Annotated in this window: 25 protein-coding genes; 23 read left to right on the forward strand and 2 right to left on the reverse strand. The window is 44.9% G+C overall.

Going from position 1 to position 19,924, the window contains the following annotated elements:
* Positions 1-116: 116 nt before the first annotated feature.
* Together NYF15_RS19155 and NYF15_RS19160 are read right to left on the reverse strand one after the other, a co-directional pair.
* On the reverse strand, positions 117-1,184 hold the full coding sequence (locus NYF15_RS19155; protein ID WP_371353311.1) for a phage portal protein: 1,068 nt from the start codon (positions 1,182-1,184) through the stop codon (positions 117-119).
* A complete protein-coding gene (locus NYF15_RS19160; protein WP_371353310.1) occupies positions 1,184-2,950 on the reverse strand; it encodes a terminase large subunit domain-containing protein in 1,767 nt (588 codons plus the stop codon). The genes NYF15_RS19155 and NYF15_RS19160 overlap by 1 nt, the downstream gene beginning before the upstream one ends.
* Before the next feature lie 195 nt (positions 2,951-3,145).
* On the opposite strand from NYF15_RS19160, the gene NYF15_RS19165 reads away from it, so the two are divergent.
* The 23 genes from NYF15_RS19165 to NYF15_RS19275 all read left to right on the forward strand — a co-directional run bounded on the left by NYF15_RS19165 (position 3,146) and on the right by NYF15_RS19275 (position 19,893).
* Positions 3,146-4,036, forward strand: coding sequence for a GPO family capsid scaffolding protein (locus tag NYF15_RS19165; RefSeq protein ID WP_371353309.1), 891 nt, complete (start codon positions 3,146-3,148; stop codon positions 4,034-4,036).
* 42 nt (positions 4,037-4,078) lie between these two features.
* Positions 4,079-5,116: a phage major capsid protein, P2 family gene (locus tag NYF15_RS19170; protein ID WP_341803346.1), complete on the forward strand. Its 1,038-nt coding sequence runs from the start codon at positions 4,079-4,081 to the stop codon at positions 5,114-5,116.
* Positions 5,117-5,196: 80 nt separating this feature from the next.
* Positions 5,197-5,943 (forward strand): phage terminase small subunit, encoded by a 747-nt coding sequence (gene gpM / locus NYF15_RS19175; protein ID WP_371353308.1) that lies wholly within the window; start codon positions 5,197-5,199, stop codon positions 5,941-5,943.
* Between the two features lie 117 nt (positions 5,944-6,060).
* Positions 6,061-6,498 (forward strand): phage head protein, encoded by a 438-nt coding sequence (locus NYF15_RS19180; protein ID WP_371353307.1) that lies wholly within the window; start codon positions 6,061-6,063, stop codon positions 6,496-6,498.
* Positions 6,495-6,968, forward strand: coding sequence for a phage tail protein (locus tag NYF15_RS19185; protein WP_371353306.1), 474 nt, complete (start codon positions 6,495-6,497; stop codon positions 6,966-6,968). Before NYF15_RS19180 ends, NYF15_RS19185 begins: the two co-directional genes overlap by 4 nt.
* On the forward strand, positions 6,961-7,593 hold the full coding sequence (locus NYF15_RS19190; protein WP_371353305.1) for a phage virion morphogenesis protein: 633 nt from the start codon (positions 6,961-6,963) through the stop codon (positions 7,591-7,593). Before NYF15_RS19185 ends, NYF15_RS19190 begins: the two co-directional genes overlap by 8 nt.
* 21 nt (positions 7,594-7,614) lie before the next feature.
* Entirely contained in the window at positions 7,615-8,721 is a 1,107-nt protein-coding gene (locus NYF15_RS19195; RefSeq protein ID WP_371353304.1) for a DUF2586 domain-containing protein, read from the forward strand.
* A 5-nt stretch (positions 8,722-8,726) separates the two neighbouring features.
* Entirely contained in the window at positions 8,727-9,176 is a 450-nt protein-coding gene (locus tag NYF15_RS19200; protein WP_341803340.1) for a phage protein, read from the forward strand.
* Complete coding sequence (locus NYF15_RS19205; RefSeq protein WP_371353303.1) at positions 9,176-9,808, forward strand: hypothetical protein; 633 nt, start codon at positions 9,176-9,178, stop codon at positions 9,806-9,808. Before NYF15_RS19200 ends, NYF15_RS19205 begins: the two co-directional genes overlap by 1 nt.
* Complete coding sequence (locus NYF15_RS19210) at positions 9,798-10,085, forward strand: putative phage tail assembly chaperone (RefSeq protein ID WP_371353302.1); 288 nt, start codon at positions 9,798-9,800, stop codon at positions 10,083-10,085. Before NYF15_RS19205 ends, NYF15_RS19210 begins: the two co-directional genes overlap by 11 nt.
* A gap of 20 nt (positions 10,086-10,105) precedes the next feature.
* Positions 10,106-10,252: a hypothetical protein gene (locus tag NYF15_RS19215; RefSeq protein ID WP_371353301.1), complete on the forward strand. Its 147-nt coding sequence runs from the start codon at positions 10,106-10,108 to the stop codon at positions 10,250-10,252.
* The gene (locus tag NYF15_RS19220) at positions 10,252-12,423 is read left to right on the forward strand and encodes a phage tail tape measure protein (RefSeq protein ID WP_371353300.1); all 2,172 of its coding nucleotides are present in this window, start codon (positions 10,252-10,254) and stop codon (positions 12,421-12,423) included. Before NYF15_RS19215 ends, NYF15_RS19220 begins: the two co-directional genes overlap by 1 nt.
* Complete coding sequence (locus tag NYF15_RS19225; protein WP_341803336.1) at positions 12,423-12,728, forward strand: DUF2590 family protein; 306 nt, start codon at positions 12,423-12,425, stop codon at positions 12,726-12,728. Before NYF15_RS19220 ends, NYF15_RS19225 begins: the two co-directional genes overlap by 1 nt.
* Positions 12,728-13,879 (forward strand): baseplate J/gp47 family protein, encoded by a 1,152-nt coding sequence (locus tag NYF15_RS19230; RefSeq protein WP_371353299.1) that lies wholly within the window; start codon positions 12,728-12,730, stop codon positions 13,877-13,879. The genes NYF15_RS19225 and NYF15_RS19230 overlap by 1 nt, the downstream gene beginning before the upstream one ends.
* The gene (locus NYF15_RS19235; RefSeq protein ID WP_371353298.1) at positions 13,872-14,396 is read left to right on the forward strand and encodes a hypothetical protein; all 525 of its coding nucleotides are present in this window, start codon (positions 13,872-13,874) and stop codon (positions 14,394-14,396) included. The genes NYF15_RS19230 and NYF15_RS19235 overlap by 8 nt, the downstream gene beginning before the upstream one ends.
* Positions 14,393-15,217 (forward strand): phage tail protein, encoded by an 825-nt coding sequence (locus NYF15_RS19240; protein WP_371353297.1) that lies wholly within the window; start codon positions 14,393-14,395, stop codon positions 15,215-15,217. The genes NYF15_RS19235 and NYF15_RS19240 overlap by 4 nt, the downstream gene beginning before the upstream one ends.
* On the forward strand, positions 15,218-16,231 hold the full coding sequence (locus NYF15_RS19245; RefSeq protein ID WP_371353296.1) for a hypothetical protein: 1,014 nt from the start codon (positions 15,218-15,220) through the stop codon (positions 16,229-16,231). It abuts the gene before it with no gap.
* Between the two features lies 1 nt (position 16,232).
* Positions 16,233-16,754, forward strand: coding sequence for a hypothetical protein (locus NYF15_RS19250; RefSeq protein ID WP_371353295.1), 522 nt, complete (start codon positions 16,233-16,235; stop codon positions 16,752-16,754).
* A gap of 9 nt (positions 16,755-16,763) precedes the next feature.
* Positions 16,764-17,090 carry a DUF1353 domain-containing protein gene (locus NYF15_RS19255; RefSeq protein WP_371353294.1) on the forward strand — a complete coding sequence of 109 codons (327 nt, stop codon included), beginning with the start codon at positions 16,764-16,766 and terminating at the stop codon, positions 17,088-17,090.
* Positions 17,091-17,094: 4 nt separating this feature from the next.
* The gene (locus NYF15_RS19260) at positions 17,095-17,793 is read left to right on the forward strand and encodes a hypothetical protein (RefSeq protein WP_371353293.1); all 699 of its coding nucleotides are present in this window, start codon (positions 17,095-17,097) and stop codon (positions 17,791-17,793) included.
* Positions 17,790-18,272 (forward strand): hypothetical protein, encoded by a 483-nt coding sequence (locus tag NYF15_RS19265; RefSeq protein WP_371353292.1) that lies wholly within the window; start codon positions 17,790-17,792, stop codon positions 18,270-18,272. The genes NYF15_RS19260 and NYF15_RS19265 overlap by 4 nt, the downstream gene beginning before the upstream one ends.
* Positions 18,269-18,964 (forward strand): hypothetical protein, encoded by a 696-nt coding sequence (locus NYF15_RS19270; RefSeq protein ID WP_371353291.1) that lies wholly within the window; start codon positions 18,269-18,271, stop codon positions 18,962-18,964. Before NYF15_RS19265 ends, NYF15_RS19270 begins: the two co-directional genes overlap by 4 nt.
* Entirely contained in the window at positions 18,946-19,893 is a 948-nt protein-coding gene (locus NYF15_RS19275; protein WP_371354399.1) for a hypothetical protein, read from the forward strand. Before NYF15_RS19270 ends, NYF15_RS19275 begins: the two co-directional genes overlap by 19 nt.
* Positions 19,894-19,924: the final 31 nt, after the last annotated feature.

Raw genomic sequence — 19,924 nt, forward strand, 5'->3', positions numbered from 1 at the left:
GTAATGAAAAAACGTGAACTGTCGTTTGCTTAAATACATTTGGATAGTGGCTGCTAAGAAACTCAACATAAATAATCGCCCCCATTGTTTAATAAATTCAATGATGTCTAACCAGCTCATGCGCTTTCCTTTGTTGTTGGGTTTAAGTCTGAATACTCAGGCTCTTTAAATTCAATATGCTGTGCAGCGGGTAAGTAGTTATTAATACCCAGTACGTCTTGCTGAAGCGGTACCACTTCATTGTTGTAATAAGCGCGGGTGATTTTGTCTAAATCACCAAAGCCAGGGCTATCACCAGATGATTGCCCGCTGAGTGCTTCTTGTGCGCGGTGCATGCTGAGCATGTCGTTTAGGGTTATTTTTTTGATGCGCTCAAATTCGTCTTTAGTGGATATATCACCGACAGGCGTTATCTTTATCGCCTTTTCAGCATCGGCTTTGTTGCTGCGGAAATTAAAATACAGGCTTTGAAAGTTACCCACGCCTTTTGAATTTCGAATCGCTTCTTTTAGTGCAGCTTCGTCTTTTTCACTTAAGTTTGGATCTGCCATGGAGAAGATAAAGCCCATGTGCGCACCGTTTTTGTAATAACGGCGCCTAAATAAAGTGGCATCTTCATTGAGTAGTGCAGACTGAATACCGCCATAATATTGCGGAATGCCATAAATACCTTGCGCAGGGTCGTACTCTTTTACGTGAATGACTTCGCCAGCCTTGAAATAAATAGGTTGGTGAGTGCGGTTGCTAAGCTGGGCGTAGACACCACGCGTCTTGGTATAACGCATCGTCAATGCGGGTAAATGGCGCAGCCTAATCACTTGCCCAAACGCATTACGAATAATCTGCAAGTAGGCGTTACCACTCCAAAGTAAATCAAACGCAAATTTGCTTAGTGCTTGGTGGCTCAACAATGGGTTTGGTTTATACCACTTTAAGATCATGTTGCGCTTAAAGTAGAGTATGGGCCCATGCTGAGCATTCACTCTGAGCAGTTTCACCAAACCTTGCAAACTAATAGGCGGTGCATAAATACCGTTGCTATCACTAAACACACCAATGTAATCAGTGAGTCGATTATCTAAGCACGGCTCAGGGTCGCCAAAACTAAAGGTATCGGTTACGGCTGTTCGTTGGCTGTAGTTCGGCAATTGGCCGTTACTGACTTGTAATCGTGGTTTACTCATTAAGCTGCAATTCCTACAGAGGTTTGGCGGCTGTGGGCATTGCCGTCCAATGGTTCAAATTTCATAGCATGCATAATTGCCCAAGCAATATCGGCATGGCCTGTGGTGGCTGTGCGGTTGGTGGCATACGTGATCTGGTCGCCAGACACTTTACGGCGAATATTAATAAATGAGCTGGCAATGTTTACCGCGTCTTGGTCAAACTCAAAGCGGCGGTTTTTAATCACGTTAATGGCTTTAATAACCAGCTGGTTCTTGATTATTGGGTTGTAATGAATAGGCTCAGCGTTCGGGAAAAACTTAGTGATCATTTCCCACACGCCATAACCAATCCCAGTGGTATCAACGCCAATATGTTGTACGTTGTATTTTTCAGTGAGTAACTTTATCTCTGCGGCCATGGCTTCAAAGTCATTACCGCTTAAATCGATTGCTTCAAGCAGGCGGAACTTTTCACCTGGTTTCATTGGGCAGCTTAATACTGCCACACTGGCTTTATCACCAAAGCGGGCGGGGTCAAAACCAATCACCACCGGTTTTAACGCAAAAGGGCGCTCCCATTCTAAATTGAAGTCATCCCATTTAGTTGAATCAACCACACACGCCATGATTTGGTTCAGGTTAAAGGCGCTGTGTGCATCATCAATAAACTTACACATAAACAAGTTATTAAACTCGTCTGTGCTGTATTCGTTTTCAAGTACGCCAATATCAATGCGGTCAAAGCCTGAATTAACCACATCATGTACAGTGAGCATTTGGCGCCAAATACCGTCGTCACACAACATGCCATCTTTCAGCGCTGTGTGGCTTACATCAATTTCAAATTCAGGATCGTTACAGGCTTTTGTTTTGCGGTACCACTTACCATTCCAATGATCATACGCTTCATGGCTGGTAACTGAAGGCGTACTAAAATAGGTAATACGTAAATGCTTGTGCGTGGCCATGGCTTGTGCAAGGCCGCGTAATGTTTTGTATTTTGGTATCCAAAATACTTCATCGATGTATAAGTCGCCGCTTTCCGATTGTGCCGTTCGTGCGTTGGTCGATTTAAAAATAAGCTTAACCGTTTTACCACCTTTAAGGTTTAACACCATTGGTGAGCCGGTTAATTCAATATTAAAGTGTTCACGTACTAGCGCGACAATATTTGCTTTAAATACTTCGGCTTGGTCGCGGCTCGCTGATATAAAAATCTTGTTCCGGCCGTTAACCACTGCATCGTAAAATGCTTCAAAGGCAAAGTAGAAGGTTGCCCCAATTTGGCGTGGCTTTAATATGAATCGGCTGCGGTGATCTTGATTCTCAAACCAATGCTTTTGGTGTGGGTAAAGTAGTTTGTCTTTAAGCTCATTAAGCATGTCAACGGTAATGCCAGAGCAATCGTTTTTCTTTTTCGACTTTTTATTGCTGCCATTACTTTGTTGGTTTGGCGCATCATCATTAATGGCACGTTGCTTAGGGGCAGGGGCAAGTTTACTTTTATTCAGTGCGCATAATTGGCGCGTGCAAAAGTCGAGCTCTTTGTAGTCCGCTTCGGTTTTGTTGTCTTTATCAGCCAGCAGGTTTATGCGCTTGCTAAAGGCCATTTCAGCGTTATAGCTTGGACACATGTCCTCCCATTTGCCCGCCTCAGCCCAGCGGCGAACACTACGCGCACTTGGCATGTCATCCAGGTCGGCAATTTCATCCACCGTGTAACCTTCAACCACATACAAGTCTTGTGCTTTTTTGCGTATTTCTGGTCCGTAGTTCGCCTTCATAATGCACCGCGTTTAATAATCCATAGCGGCAGTGTATTCGTTATAAAGCGTGTGATCTGTCAGTTAAAAACCTATCAATTCCTAAAAGCTAAATATAGGAATTTCAAAAAGTTAAACCGTTGGAAAGGTGTAAAAAGAGGGTGCAAACTGCAAGCAACTTTAAAGCAAAACGCTCAACCAACAAAGGTTTTATTTATGCCAGGTCAACTACGTACAAAACCACTTTCCATTGCTGCGGTAGGCATGACAGTTGATGGTCGTGAAATCACAGAGCAAGACGTAGCCGACATTGTAGAAACCTACAACCCGCGCAAATATGGCGCACGTATCAACCTTGATCATGAATTCAATTGGTCGGGCTGGGCAGCTAAAAACCTACACAACGTTGATATAGCAGGCATGTTGGGCGATGTGTTGAGCGTTGAAGCATACGAAAACGAAGAAGGTGTGGTGTGCTTATATGCGGTGCTTGCACCAAATCAAAGCTTTGTTGAGCTAAACAAAGCCGATCAAGCGGTGTACTTCAGCATTGAAATAAACCGTGACTTTATGGGCTCGGGCAAAACCTACCTAACAGGCCTTGCTGTCACCGATTACCCAGCGAGTTGCTACACAGACCGTATTAACTTTAGCAGTAAGAGTAAGTCAGACGACAAGGACGTCGCCTTATTAAAAGTCGAGTTAGGGGCATGCGAACCCGTCGATGATGAACCCACTAAAAAACCCTTTTTTAAACGACTATTTTCATTCAATCAGGAAGAACCCGATATGAAACCAGAAGACTTAGCCACCGCATTAAAAGATGCACTGGGCACACCGCTTGCCGAATTCAGCCAAAAGCTAGACGGCTTTTCAACAAAGCTTGATTCATTCTCAACCACCAAAGTGGAAGGCGAAGAAACACCGCCTGAAGATGGCGAAAGCACTCAAGTAGCTGAGCTAAAAGAAGAGCTATCCACAACGAAAAAACTGCTTACAGAACTGACAGACAAGTTTGAAAAAGCAGTAAACGCACCTGCGGGTAATACCACCGACGCCGACGATGAACCCGAAGGCGACGAAGGTAAATACAGCCAGTTGCTGTAATCACACGGATTGAACGTAACCAATTTAAACGCAGGAAAGAACATGAAGACAAGAACCAGAGAATTATTTGTTGCCATTATGGCAGGCATGGCCGTTAACTATGGCGTGGCATCAATGTCAGAGCAATTTAACGTTGAGCCAACTGTAGAGCAACGCCTTTATGACGCAGTGTATGAATCGTCTGAATTCTTACAGATGATTAATACCGCACCGGTTGATGACCTAGTCGGTCAATCGGTGATCATGAGTGTTGACGGTGGTGTGACGGGTCGTGCTGGTGTTGAAACCGACGACACCAAAGAGCGTAAAACCCGCGATGTATCGAAGCTCGATAAACGCGAATATCGCTGTTACCCAACTGAATGTGACATTCATATCACATGGGTGAAAATGGATCAGTGGTCGAAGTTCCCTGATTTCCATGAACGCTACCGTAACCACGTTCGCCAGGCGATTGCACTGGATATCATCAAAATCGGTTGGAATGGTACGCATGCCGCTGATACCACGGATATTGTGGCATACCCAATGATGAATGACGTCAACATTGGTTGGTTGCAATTACTTCGTCGTGATGCACCAGAGCGTGTTGTGACCGAAGGTGTAACAGTGAATGAAATCCGTATTGGTGCAGGCGGCGACTATGAAAACCTCGATCAAGCAGTGCATGACGCATTGCAAGGTATTCCAGAGCATAAACGTGCCAACATGGTGGCGATTATCGGTGATGAACTACTCGCACACGATAAAAATAAGCTGTACGCCAAACAAGCACACACACCAAGCGAAAAGACAAAAATTGAGCTTCAACAGGTCATTGAAACCTATGGGGGCTTGGCGAGTTACAAAATTCCTTTTTTCCCCGCACGCGGCATCTTAGTCACCAGCTTTGACAACCTAAGTCATTACGTGCAAACAGGTTCAACCCGTACGAGCGTTGAAAATAACGCGAAGAAAAAACGTGTTGAAGACTATCTGTCACGTAACGATTGCTACTACGTCGAAGACTTAGAAAAAGCGATTTACTTTGAATCAGCCAATGTGAAGTTACCAAATCAAGCAGGTGACGGCTGGGTTTAGTTTACTAACAGCAGCAATTGCCGCCCTTTTTTCCAAGTTTCAGGGCGGCTCTTTTTAACCAACTAGTAGAGTGTTTTTAAATGAGCTTAGTTAAAAAATCATTAGCCAAAACAGCAAACAGCGTACCAAATAGCACTGACACAAAGGCGCCAACAGCAGCGGTTGAAGCCGTTCAAGCTAATACGCCAGTAACCGACAATGAGCAAAAAGAGTACCCGTTTTTTGTAGCGGCCATCGAGTCTGACTTAGCTCAACTAAAAACATTTAGCGATATTGCAGATAAAGCCAGTTATAAGTCAGAAGCCCTAAAGCGTAATGACTATCTAGGCTATATCAACCGCTATCGCCTAAGCGGCCAAAACCACCCCAACACCGTGTTGGCATGGGTATTTATTTGGCTAGTAGATTTAAAACGCTGGGATGCAGTGCTAGGGCTATTGCCATTGATGGTTGAACAAAAGCAGCCATTACCCACGGTGTTTAATACCAAACATTGGCCTGCGTTCGTTATCGATCAGTTGTACGACGATGCCAACTTTTACTTATCAGAATCAAAACATGATGGGTTATTTGAAATCAGTTTTGTACTGCATCGCTTAATCAAGATCGTGAAAAACCAAAACTGGACAGGTTTAGAAGTCGTGGGCGGCAAGCTCTACGCCATCACCGCTAAGGTCGATGCGTCATTACACAATTACGGCTTTGCTGCGATTTTTGCTGAGCAGGCCCTCGCCATTAACGATGGTGCAGGTGTAAAGGGGCTATTAAAAGATCTGCAAAAGTTACTAAAACAAAGCGAGCCAGAAAAAGCGGCAGACGCTGACTAGCTCCATCGCCGGTGGGCAACTTAGCACAGCGTTTGCATTGCTTGCTTAACGCATGTGACTAAGTGGCGCCCACACCCAATTTAATTGTCATGTGAATGGTCTAGTGAAAGGTGTGTGATGAATTTAAGCGGTATGCCACAGGCAGATTTACAAAGCGTCAATGTTGAAGTGCCAGGCAATGGCTATTATCCAGCACTCGGCACGGCTCACTTTATTGAGCATTACGCGGTTGCCAGCGAGTACGCGAATAAACCTGATCTGCTCGTTGAAAAACTCACCCGTGCTCAAGCAGAAATAAACCAAGAGCTAGACGGTGTTCAACTGACCAATAGCGAACCGCTTAACGCGCAACAAGTGATTTTTTACTGTGATGCTGTGTACAGCAAAGCCAAAGCAAATTTGCTGGTATCAAAGCTTGGCAATACACACCGTGATAACGCGACAGCACAGAGCCAATCAGCGGTTGATAATCATGAACATTGGCAACGCGAGAGTATTAACGCTTTGCGTTTATTGCAGTCGCTCAGCGTGAACTTGTCGGTTGAATTGCTATGAGCCAAAGCAAAATAGCAATGCTTAAACAGCATTTAGTTAGCGCTGTGTATCAGGGTCACAAATTAGCCCTTGATACCCAGTTTGATAGTTGGATTGAAGGCGGACGCATTGAGCCCTGTAGCAAAACAATAAATGGAAACGGGTTATTAGCCGCACGTTTTTATTACTCAGGGGTGATCAGTATAAACCCGTGCTCAGCGCCAGCAGCATTGATTTGTGCCTTTGCCTCGTTTTGGCTGCAAAACAATGGCGGTAAATACGACAGCCGCGACCTTGAATTCAGTGCTGATGTGAATGATGACAACAGCAATGAAGTTGAATTGATGATTGAACAGCTATGTGAAGAGATTGAGCTTGTTCAAACAGAGAACGGCCCGTTTGAATTAGACGGCATACGTTATGACTTTGGTGAACAAAGCGTGTGGATTGCTGAAGAGTTTACATTGCTAGGGCAAATAAGCCGTGCTTAACGTCAAATTTGACGAGGGGCAAAGTAAAGAGCAGCTCGCGTTTTTACGCCTTAGCCCAAACAAGCGCCGCAATTTAATACGCGGTGCAATTCGCGCGGCAAACCGAAGTAGTAAAACGCGGATCACTGAACAACAAGACTTGATGGGGAAGCGCTGGCAAGGCAGGGCAAACGGCAGAAAAAAGAAAATGCTCACCAAGCTTAAGCGTCGCATGAAAGTGCGGTACGGACCTGATAGCGGCCGTGTGTACTTTAATCACACACGCACTGCAAAGATAGCCCGCGCCCATCAAGAAGGGGTCAGCCTTGATGTAGAAAAACAATCAAGTGCTGGCAATCAAACTAAAGATGGGCCAGCAACAAAAAACCTCGCCCGTGCATTAATTGCGGCGGGTTACACAATCCCACGGGGGAAAGGTAAAGGCACGAAACGGCCTACGATAATCTGGATAACCGAGCATTTAAGTAAAAACCAAGCAGGGTTTTTACTGCGCGAATTAAAGGGCAGCTCAAGTAAGAGCAGTTGGCAGATTGATTTGCCTGCCCGCTCATTTTTAGGGCAGACCGCCTCTGAGCAAAAAGAGCAGCAGAGTTTTATTTTAAACAAAGCTATGCAAGTGGCGTAGCGCAGCAAATAAGGAACGACCATGGCACAAGGTAAAGTATCCGTTGCAGCCAGACAAACAGGCAGTGGCGCTACGAAAGAAGTGGAGCGCAGCGTGTTATTCATTGGCGAAGGGCCAGAGAGTAACGGCAAAATTCTACCTATTAATGCACAAAGTGATTTTGACAGTGAATTTGGTGAAGCCGATTCGCCATTAAAAACACAAGTAAAAGCATGGCAGCGTAACGGTGATGATTTGGTCAGTGGCTATGCCATTGCTCATGCTGTTGGTGCGAACATTATGACGCTCATTGATAAAGCGATGGACCAAGACGTCAGTCCTGAAATCATCGTGATTTGTACGCCTGTTACAGGCAAAGCCGACATTGAAAGTTACCAGGCTAAAGCCCTCGAAATCTTATCAAGTCTTGCAAGACGGGTTCATATTCTTGTTGCTGCGCCAGGTCTTGCCGCAGAGCAAACATGGTCTGATTTAGTAACCGCGCTTCAACCGTTGACAGATGGGGTGGTTGCCCCACGTGTGGCGGTGGTGCCATTGCTATTTGGTGATGAACTCGGCGCGGTAACAGGGCGCTTGTGTAAACGCTCAGTCACGATTGCAGATAGCCCAATGCGTGTACTGACGGGTGCCATGTCTTTGATGCCACTACCAGAAGATGCCGAAGGCAAACCACTCACCAATGCAACCACGGCAGCACTGGATGCACAGCGCTTTAGTTGCACTCAGTTTTATGCTGATTTTGATGGTGTGTACTTTGGTGATGTGAACACCCTTGATGCGGAAGGTGGCGATTTTCAACAAATTGAAAATGGTCGCATTGTTGATATGGCCGCGCGGGCTGTTCGCATCATTGCGATTCAAAACATTAAGAACCGCCGCTTAAACAACAGCCCCAGTGGCACTGAATTTGGCAAGCGCGTGATGAGTAAACCATTACGCGAAATGAGTAAGTCAGTGAACATTGGTGCAGATAAGTTCCCAGGTCTCATTGAACCGCCGAAAGAAGACAGCATTAGCATTACATGGCTGAGCGCTAAGCAAATTCAAATAATGATGAAAATCACGCCGTATGATTCACCAAGTGAAATCCTCGTCGGCATCATGTTAGACCGCCAAGATCAGGAGTAAGGCACATGCAAAAAGTATTAGGTGGTAAAGATTTTGATGTGTTCATTGGTTCGTCAATGGTGCACGTAATAGAAGCACAGGTAAAAATCACCGATGGCCGAAAACCTAAAACCGTGCGTGGTGTGCCTAAAGGCTACATTGATGGCCCAGTGTCAGCGGAAGTAACCCTAAAGCTTGATCATGAGAACTGGCTAATTGTGCAATCACAAGCAGAAAAAGCGGGAAGCTGGAAGGGGATTGAGCCGTTTGATGTGGCATTCAATGCTGAGGTATCAGCAGGGAAAAAGAATATTGAGGCATTTGGTTGTTTACCGCAACTAGAAGACTTGCTTGATCTGAAAGCGGAAGGAGGCGACGAAGACGTCACCTCGATTAAGTGCCCTGTGACGAGTCCTGATTTTATCAAAATCAATGGTGTGCCGTATCTAACCGCTGATGAAGTGAGAGATCTGTAATGACTAAAGCCATTCGCAATCTATCTGTTACAGCGTTACTTAATACATTACAAGCATGTGGCTACCGTGTGTTTGAAGGTGAATTAAACCTAAACATTATTGGTATTCGCCATGCAAACACCCGTGCCAATACGTTTAATGATGCGATTTGTGTGCTGTATCAACAAGGTGGTGAGTGGCAATTAAACCAGTTTAAAGCCACTACAGACGCAGGCCTTTACTGGCGTAAACACCCGATGAACGTAGACGGTACTGCCGTGCTAGTTGCAGGACAGCATAAAAGCTTATGGACGTTGGGTTATCACCAGGGCAAATACCGCGCCCTTGTACAACATAAACCCGTTGTTGTCTTGCGTGACAACAATAAAGACACCGAGTTAGACACGGACGTCACACCAGAGGCGCAACTACAGCAAGGTTATTTTGGCATTAACTGCCACCGCGCAAACAGTAAAACCACATCAACCCAAGTTGATAAGTGGTCTGCCGGTTGCCAGGTGTTTGCAAATCCAAATGACTTTGACGAGTTCATTGCCTTGTGTGAGCAATCCGCTGCCAAGTATGGCCCTTATTTTACCTACACGCTGCTAGACCAAGCAGATATTAAAGAGAGTATTGATCATGGCGTTTGAAAAGAAAATTACCGTTGAGACTTCGAAAGGTGAAATCACCTTTAACATTAACGCTAACGACTACAACAAGTATTTAAATGCAACGCAGCCCAATAACAAAGTGCAACCGGCAACCAACTTTTTGTTAGACACCGTCATTGAAAGTCATGTAGCGAAGCTTAAAGAGTTAGTGCAAGAGCCTGGTGCGCCATTGTTCTTAGTGGGGGCGGTGGTTGAAGAGTATCAACCAGAGTTTAATTTCAAAGTAAAAAAATCGAAAGCCGAGCCAAGCAAATAGGCAAAAACAGACTTGATCAGTTGTTGGCGTATCACGCTAAATACTTTGGCGTGATCCCCCCAACGGATGAAAGCTTGGCACAGGCTCTTTACTTATACACCAGTGAACAAGAGAACTTAGCAATAGCCGTAAACAACGGTATTTGTACAGCAATAGGCGGCGATTAATGGCAACCCTCAGCAAGTTAGATAAGCTCACTTATTCAATCGGCATCATTGATAAAGTCACTGGGCCGGTTAATAAAGTCATGGCTAAAATTAACCAGCTGAGCAGCCAAGCACGAGCTTCGCAAGATCAAATGATGCGCGGTGCAACAACGGCTGTCGCGGGCGGTTTTGCGCTGGCTCGTTCTTTAAATCCCGCCATTGATCATGTGGCCGCATTGGGTGAAGTACAATCATTGGGTGTTGCCGATGATGCGCTACAAAAACTGACTAAAACCTCCTATGAGTTTGGCTTTCAATTTGGCGGTAACTCCGCAGAGTTTGTGCGAAGCGCTTATGACATTCAGTCTGCGATTGCGGGCTTAAATGGTGATGAATTATCTGAGTTTACGAAAACATCAAACATGCTCGCTGTGGCGACCAAAGCGGACGCGTCAACAATCACCAGCTACATGGGCACCATGTACGGTATTTTTGAGCAAACCGCCAATAAAATGGGGAAGGCCAATTGGGTAAATCAAATTGCAGGCCAAACAGCGACAGCGGTACAACTATATAAAACCACCGGTGCTGAAATGCAAGCCGCATTTGCCAACCTTGGGGCAACGGCAACCAATATTGGCTTAAGCTCAGCACAGCAATTTGCCTTAGTGGGTGAATTACAGCTGGTTGCTAAATCAGGCTCGGTGGCAGGCACGCAAGCCGCCTCGTTACTACAGGGCATTGGCAAAGCACAAGACGCACTGGGCATTAAACTGACCGCTGATAATGGTGATATGTTGGCGATTGATGTGGTGTTAGGGCGTATCAATGAACGCTTATCCTCATTGGGTTCTGTACAACGCGGTGATGTGTTGACACAAATCTTTGGTAAGCAGGGCGCGAAAGCAATCGACGTACTGAGTACCAAAGTTGATAAGCTCAAAGCAGGCATTAACACCTTTGAAAATGTACAAGATGCGTCAAAAGCCGCGGAAATGGCAAACATTATTGCCAGCCCGTGGGATCGTTTAGTCGGTTCGTTTAATGCCGCAGCCACCGCGGTAGGCAATCGTTTACTACCTGTGGTTGAACCATTTGTTGAACAACTCGCCGCTGGCTTTGCATATATCGTTTCCCTGACTGAGCGCTTTCCTGTTTTATCCAGTGTGATAGCAACGGCTGTGGTGGGCATTATTGCGCTGATCACCGTGTATGGGTTGGTTATTTTCACAATGGGCCTTTATCGCATGGCGCTTGTATCAACCGCTGCACTCACCAGTGGTTTAACCTTACTGACTAAGCTTTGGCAAGGGGCGTTGATTGCTTTACGTGTACTGGGATTCTTATCACTTATTGCGACAGTCGCCGCTGCATCGATTGCGTTTGGTGCGTTTAAAACCGTGATGTTGGCAGGTAAAGCCGCCACATGGTTATTTAATGCTGCACTGTGGGCAAACCCTGTTACATGGGTTGTTGCAGGTATTATCGCATTGGTTGCCGCCGTGGCTGCGCTGATTTATTACTGGGATGATCTTGTTGCCGCATTCCAAAACACGGCATGGGGTCAAGCACTCATGCAAGCATTTGTGAATGTGAAAGCATCGTTTGATTACGTGATTGACAGTGTTAAGTGGTTACTTGAAAAGCTTGGTCTTATTGATGATACCGAAGCAAAAATAAGAACAGAAGCGGTATCAGCCTATGAAAGCATTGATCGCAGCCAACCAAAAAACTTAGTTATGCAGCATGCGGATCAGGCCTATAGCCGCGACTATGGCAAACGCATTATTGATAATGCCGCTGCTATACCTAATCGTACCGTTACGAATAACTATGCTTCAGCTAACCATTTTACTAACGCTGCTAATTCGCCTGTATTTGATGCAAAACAAGCCGAGTTATCTGGCCTGAACAGTCATATTAGCCAAACAGTAGCAAAAACAGATCAGGCAGTTACTAACGCAGTACACACCAATGCTAACAGCGTTGAGCAACTGAGTACCCAACAACACAGTAAAAGCTATAAGCCAAGTGTGAAAAAGTCAGCGTATTTGCAAAGCCTAGCAACAAGTAACAACACAGACAATTCGCGTCAAACGGATAACAGTAAACGTGTCTACATCGATAATTTAACGGTTAAGTCTGAAGACCCATTAAACAGTATTGAAACAATGATGGAGCTTACAGGCTAATGACAACTATCAATATTGATTTAAACATTGTTGATCAGGACTTGGCCCTTGATAGCTTTGCCGTGCCTAGCCAGCTAACGAATAGCGATGTGATTGCACAGGATATTAAGCACCGCATTATTGAAAGCGGCAAACTGGTTGAGCTCATTGGCCTTCGTAATAACAACATCGTTGCCAAAATTTTAACGGAGATAGAGTTGATAGTGGAGCAAGATCAGCGTTTGAAGCCAGGCACCATCAAAGTGATAAAGCAGCTGACAGGTGAAATTAGTGTCACCGCTCACACGATTGAGGGGGCCATTTAATGGACTACACCACGTTATTTAAGCAAGAGCTTCAAGCCGCGGGCATTCCTGTCACGGATGAAGAACTGCACGCACTGTGGCAAAAGCATGTTGAGCAAGGTGAGTTTTCGGTTAACAACACAAGCACGTTTAGCCCGTTTTTTCGTTTGCAAAAATCCATCATGGTTGAGCCTGCACGACAGCTTATCGATAGCTTGATCACAAAGGTAATGCCTAATTCCTTTGTTATGCTTGCCAGTGATGAGTGGTTAGAGCAACACGGCGAATCGCGTAAAACCTTTAAGTTGCCTGCGGTAAAAGCAAAAGGACTGATTGAATTTACACGCACAGATACCGACACGGAATTAGTGATCCCCCAAGGCACAGTAATAGAGAGCTTACCGATCAACGGGCACGTATATCGTGTCGTGACGTTATTTGATCAAACCTTTGCTGCGGGAGAAGCAACACACACTGTGTCAGTCGAGGCTGAGCAGACAGGGCAAAGCTACAACTTAGCCGCGGGTTACTATGTACGTGTTATCTCAGATATTGAAAACCTCACAGCTACGAATAAGACTGATTGGCTAACCAGAGCAGGGCAAGACGTTGAAACAGATGATAACTATCGGTTGCGTATACGTGATGCATTTTCGTCTCTAGGCAGCTATCACGTTGATGCGGTGTATCGCTCTATTATTTCAACCTTTACGGGTATTTCAGTTGATAACATCGTATTTGAAAAGAACGCACCACGGGGGCCAGGTAGTGCAAATGCCTATGTGTATTTAGATGTAGGTGCAATCAGCACGGCTTTATTGAACCAAATTAACAATCACATTGCTGAAGGTAATCACGGCAGTGGCGATGATTTGCAGGTTTATGCAATTAACTATCAGCCCTTTGATATTGTCGCGAACTATCAACAACACCCCAATACCGCTGATCGTCGTGCCGACATTGAGCAGTTTATTCGTGCAGCATTCAGACAAAACGCGGCTTACAAGCATGTCACTCGATGTCGGCCCAACACATTATTTAGTTTTAGCCAGCTCGCCAGCGAATTACACGCAGAGTTTCGAGAGCTTAAGACAATCCGTTTCGACAATGCAGATATTAACTGCGAGCTATGGTTGCCGGCAATCAACAGTGTGGTGCTAACGAATGCATGATGAATTAGTACCGCAATTACCTAGTTGGTTGAGCGGCAAAGATGCAGAAGCACTGGCAAAGGTTGCGCAAAGTTACTGGCAGGAAGTTGAGAGCTATCTATTTTGGTGGCTTGAGCAGCAACACAGCGAAACAGCACAAACCGCTATTTTAGACTTGCTTGCATGGGAACGCTCTATCAATCGCCTACCTGGTGAATCAGCCGCACTTTATGGCTTGCGTGTAAAACATGCGTTTGCCAATGCCACTGATGCTGGCTCAAATGTTGGCATGGAGCGGATCTTTAAGCGTCTTGGTTTTGGTTATATCCAAGTGAATGAGCGCGTACCAGGCTTTGATTGGGATATGGTGGAAATTGCCATGTTAGAAGATGAGTTTAGCGGCAAAGAACAACTTGTTAATGAAGTCATCGAGCAGTATGGCAGAACATGCCGCCGCTACTTTTTAAGCGCGATGGCAACGGTCAATACAACCGATGCCATTGGCCTTGTGGAATATGATCAAGAGGTAACAGGGTGAGTCAATTACAAATAACCAATGCGGGCTTAGATTATCGCAACGCCGTATTCGCCGGTGATGAAGTACAAAACATTACGCATTTTGTGTTTGCGAATATTGATGGCCAAGACGAAACCGCGCCAATAGACCCAAACACGGTGATCCCAGCAAACATTGTGCACAGTGAACCTGTTAAAGCGGTATCGCGCATCGATGGTAATGCCGTGGTGATCAGTGCCGTGATGGGCTACGACGTCGGCGACTTTGACTATAACTGGTATGGCGCCGTTGCGACCAAGGCGAATAATGAGCAAATTCTTATCGCGGTGGTCACGACTGCACGACAAAGTAAAACAAAAACGAGTGCTGAGGTTTATGGAAACTACAGCGCGAAAAGCATTGTATGGCGAAGCCAAAACATTGCTGATGACTTAAATATCACGTTAAGCGCGTTGCCCTGGCAAGTGCAAGTGGGGGAGTTTGTTAGTAAGTCTGAATTTGATGTCCACACACATGCGCAATACCTAGAAAAAACAGACTACATCACTAATTTACCCTTTAAACCAGAGGGGCCAATCACTGTTTTTAATCGTTATTCGTTAAAAGCCGCAGAGTTCGCGGCGCCAATTACTCGTAAAGACGAAACCCAATTACAAGATGGGGATTGGTTTTCAGTTCGAGCAAGTAACGGTGAGCCAGTGTTAAAAATCGCAGAGGGCAAAGCAACAAAGTTTAAGCGTCTAGAAGATGGTGCGGTTGATGTGCAAGTGAACATCGTGGCTGATGATAAAAACGAGCGGGTGTTTGTTTATAACGCCGCAGATGATGTATGGGAGTTTTAAATGGATAGCATTGTTAAGCAGCGCAACGATGGGTTTAAAGCTGGGGAGTTCTTACATAGAACCACGCAGTTATTGCCATGGCCTGAAAATGAGCGTTTAGCATACATTTATGATGCAACAACAGCAGCGAGTTATACATTTGGCTCAGTTGCATCACGAACTTATCCAAACGTTTATGATGCGCTAGGTGGTTATATCGATATACATGCGACAGGGCTTCGGTATTACAACAAAGACGGCTCTATTCGATGGGTATTATTGAGAAACGACTTACCGCGAAATAATGTTTCATTTAAAGGAAGCGTTTCAATCATACATTTGATTGATGGTGTGCCGCACTTTATTGGCCTTGTTGATGAAAATAGCTCTAGTTATCACAGAATTGTAAAAGTTAACTTGATTGATATGACGGCAGTAGTGAGCCCTACTGCATACGAAAATACAGAGTTGATATCGAGTTTCGGTATACTTGAAGATGGCACTTTATACTGTACTCACTTGTATTCGAATAATACGCGAAGCGCATCAAAGCTGGTTGACTTAAATACCCTCACAAAAACGGATGACATACCAGAGGTCGGCATAGTGAGGCAGTTAAGAAGTAATCCAACTTCTACATCGACCGACAAAGATTTTTCAGGCATTGCGTTATTCAATGGTTCGTTATCGCTAATCGGTTCATCAATCGGTTCGTCAAGCAGTGGCGGCTACACATATGATATTTGCAGCATTTTATTTGGCATTAACCCTGACTTAGATATGACAACAGCAAAAGCAGGAAAGACGCCATTGCGTACCAGCCACTCCTTTGCAGTGAATATGTTTTCAGGAGGGCTTACGCAAGTATCAAAAGATCTATTTATGTCGGATATGCAAGAGCAACATGGTTACTTCGCTATGACTAACATCTCGAATAAATATTTCACTCGACAAGCATTAGAAGAGTGGGCGTCTAATTGTCTTTATGAAACAACAGGTTTTCGTATTCCGCTAAGTGCAAGCGAAGGAACATGACATGCAAGTTTTATTATTAATTCAATCAGGTGCTATCGCACCACAGCTCCCCGATAGTATCACGTTATTTAAGCAACAGAGTATCGTAGATATTGGTGGGAAGGCCTATTTCTTTGCTGATTATATTGGCTCTAAAGCGCTTGTCAGTGATCACAATGTTGATGATTACCTCGCCAGTCTGAATCCTGTTGAAACACAGTTAATCCCTGTCATTATCGATAATGTTGCAGGGCAGCTTGAGGGGTATGTAAACAACGAAAACGAATACACGGTGCCGCAATCAAGTGATGCGGTGATTGCGACAGGAAAATTAGCTATCCCTGATCGTAAATTCAAAGTGCCGTTTAAGCGCGTTGATACGGGCCGTGTTCAATTAATGCCTGCCGAAGTGGTAGATGGTGTATTCACCTTGCCACTTAAATTTGAAACCAATGGCGTGTGGATTGTTAACCAAGCGCTTATCAATACCGACTATGAGCAAGATATTTTTGAGCTAAAAGAACGTAAGTTCTCTGTCATTTAGGGTGTAGCTATGCAAGTAAAACTTAACTTTATCAGTGCAGGCAAAGCACAATTACTTGAGCCACTCAAAACTAAGTTTGGTGAGGTGCACCGGTTCTTTGTTACAGACGGGTTTACCTTACCTTGGTATGTGCGCTGGTTTCATAATCCCTTTGGTAAAGGCTTACCCGCGGCTATTTGGCATGATTACGCATTGAAAACAGGTCGTGAGAATGCACATTACGAGTTCTTTATTTTACTTACGTTCTACGGTGTACCTCGTTGGAAAGCATACCCTATGTGGTTTTTTGTGTGGGCTTACGGCTCGTTAAAGTCACTGCTTACGGTTTTTAGGTAACGCTATGGAACTACCAGCTTCGTTTAATACACAAAGCAGGGCGGCACTGAATGCTGCGTGCAAGAGCATTCATATCATTGCCCTAAACAGTTACCAAACGCCTAGCCTTATTACGGCAGCGGCGGGGAGTCAGTTACTTGCAAAAGCAATCAACGATGCAACAAGGCAGCAACGACCTAACGCATTCAATGCAGTCATACTTAGTTGCAGCGCCCCAAGTGCAGCTGGTTTATCTAGCAAGCTTACGGCCTTTAATGTCCTGTGTGCGCTGCCAGCCTTTACGCATGCGCAGCAACATGCGAGCAGCTTAGCAACCCTTGATACCGATAAAATGCGTCTGCCTACAACAGAGCAATCAATCGAGTGGCAGCATGTAAATGATTGCTGTGCATTGCCTGCGCTTGCTAATGCTTTTGTCGACAAAAGCAAGCAGCTGGTGAACGACGAAGGTGTGCAACTCATTACAGATATTAATGCGGCACTTACTGACACCGAGCAGTTAAAAGCTGCCCGTGATAATCGGCTAACTGAAACAACCTTTCAAGCGGGTGCAAACTTAACGGTAACGCATAGCAATGCACAAAGTGCGCGAGCACTTGCACAGCAAATTGAAACATTAGGTAATAACGACATGCATTGGGCTTACTGCGTGTTTGTTGGCAGTGGCGATAACATTCAAACAATTAAAGAGCTTTTTGCATGATCACGTTAAATGGCTGGCAAGTACCAGGTTATGAAATACGTATTAATTGTGGCATTAAGTTGCCAAGTGATGACTTGAGCGGGTTAGGTTCGTTTACCTTGTCGGGTGATAAAGGGGTTAAGCCAGGTGTGGTCACTATCAATACAAAAATTCCTTTTAAGGATCATGCTGAACTTGCTGAGTTAATCACACAGGCCAAAGCAACCGATGAAAATGGCGCTCGTCTACAGTACACCATTAACAGTGAAATCACAGAAGCGTACAAAATACGTAAAGCGAAGTTCAATGATGAAGTAAAAGCAGTTGAGCTTGAAGAGGTTAAAGCGTGGCAAGTCACGTTTAAGTTGCTTGAAGTCCTTTCAACCGCCGAGCGCAATCAGCAGCAAATTGATGGTAAGGCTAAAGAAAACAGCCAAACCCAAGCCGTTGATGGACACACCACAGTACAAGCTGCGTTTGAACAAAGTGAAGGGCCATGAGTAGTAACCGGCTAATTAAAGTGCTCACCATTGGTGGTGCACAGGTGACAAGCATTGTTAGTGATAATACACAGCTTGATTTGTTCAGCACTGGCCGTGCAAGCTTTGTTATTGTCGCAGAGCATGAGCCACAAGGGATTGTTGAGTTGCACATAGGCTACAGCATTGATGCTATGCAGCCGTATTTTTTAGGTGTGATTGAAGCAAAACATCAAAGCAATGGCCGCTGGTTTTTAACGTGCCGTGAATTGATCGGCGCCTTATCGTTTGCCCATAACTTTGCTATTCGTCATGCCACCTTTGCGAACGTGTGTGACGAGCTAAGTAAAACAGGTTTAGCGTTTGTTTATCCTGATGCAGATTACACACAAACCGCCGTGCCGGCATTTTATCACCATGGCACAGGGATTGAAGCGCTAAGGCAATGCGCTGATGTGTTCAGTATTCCTCAGTTTATATTTCAGCAGCGCCCTGATGGGAAGGTGTATGCAGGTAGCTGGCACGACTCACGCTGGGCAAACACTGAAATCACCGACTTTGAAGAACACCCAATTAAAGTAATAGCTTCAAACGCAGGTATGCTTATGGCAATCCCTAAGCTACGCCCTGGTATAAAGTTAAATGGGCGGTTTATTACTGAAGTAACATTACAAGATGATAGACAGGTGATCAGATGGTCAAAAACGCTATAAAGCGCTTAGTACTTCGATACTTTCCAGAACTTGGGCAACGTAAGCATTTACCCCAGCTCGCCCGCATTAAACGTATTTATGATTTGCCAAACAAAGCGATGATCAGCAGTGCCTTTAAGCCACTCAAAGGCGCTGATGTGCAATTGCTTAACCCTAAAACAGGCGAACCATTAGCGGTGCCTGTATTTCAGCAAGTCACATTAGGCACAGGCCAAGCCGCTGATCATGGTGTGTTAAACGAACCTGCACCAGGCATGCATTGCTTAATTCAATACATCGATGGACTGAACAGCCATCCAGTCATCACCAACTTATTACCTTGGCAAAGTTTGGTGCCAGAACACAAGCGCACCGATGTCACGCTACAACAAAGTAGCCGCAGCAAGTTACAAGGCCGCGATGGTCACTGGCATTTTTCAACGGACGGGGAAATAACACAGCAGAGCGATACCAGCAAAATAAAATCGCGTAACCGTGAAGAGCAATATCACCAACGCACCTGCAGCATAGACACCCACGAAATAAGCAAAGTCGATGGCAACCAAGTCAATGAAGTCATGGGGGCCTTAAAAACACTTGTTGGTGAAAAAGCCTTAATCGTTGCACTTGAAGGCTTATTGCTTGGCAGTAAAAAACAGGTGGATATTGAAGCCACTGATAACATGAACTTAAAAACATTAAAAACCCTACACGCCAAGGCAAGTGAGCTTGCAAAGGTTGAAGGCAAAACCGTGTGGTTGGGTGACAGCTCAGTAAACGTAGCTCAGGTTCTCCTTGATTTAATAAGCCTGGTCGAACAAATGAACCAGACTTTATCAACGCATACTCATAATGCACCATTACCAACCCCAACCGAAAAAGCTGATTTTGTGAGTTATAAAAGTAAGGCAAAAGGCTTGAACAGTAAACTAGAACCTATAGTTGAATAGATAAGAGGTATCGCTCGAGTAAAGATGAATT

Origin of the sequence: Pseudoalteromonas sp. 68 DY56-GL68, assembly GCF_041414825.1 — a bacterium.
Taxonomy (GTDB): Bacteria; Pseudomonadota; Gammaproteobacteria; order Enterobacterales; family Alteromonadaceae; genus Pseudoalteromonas.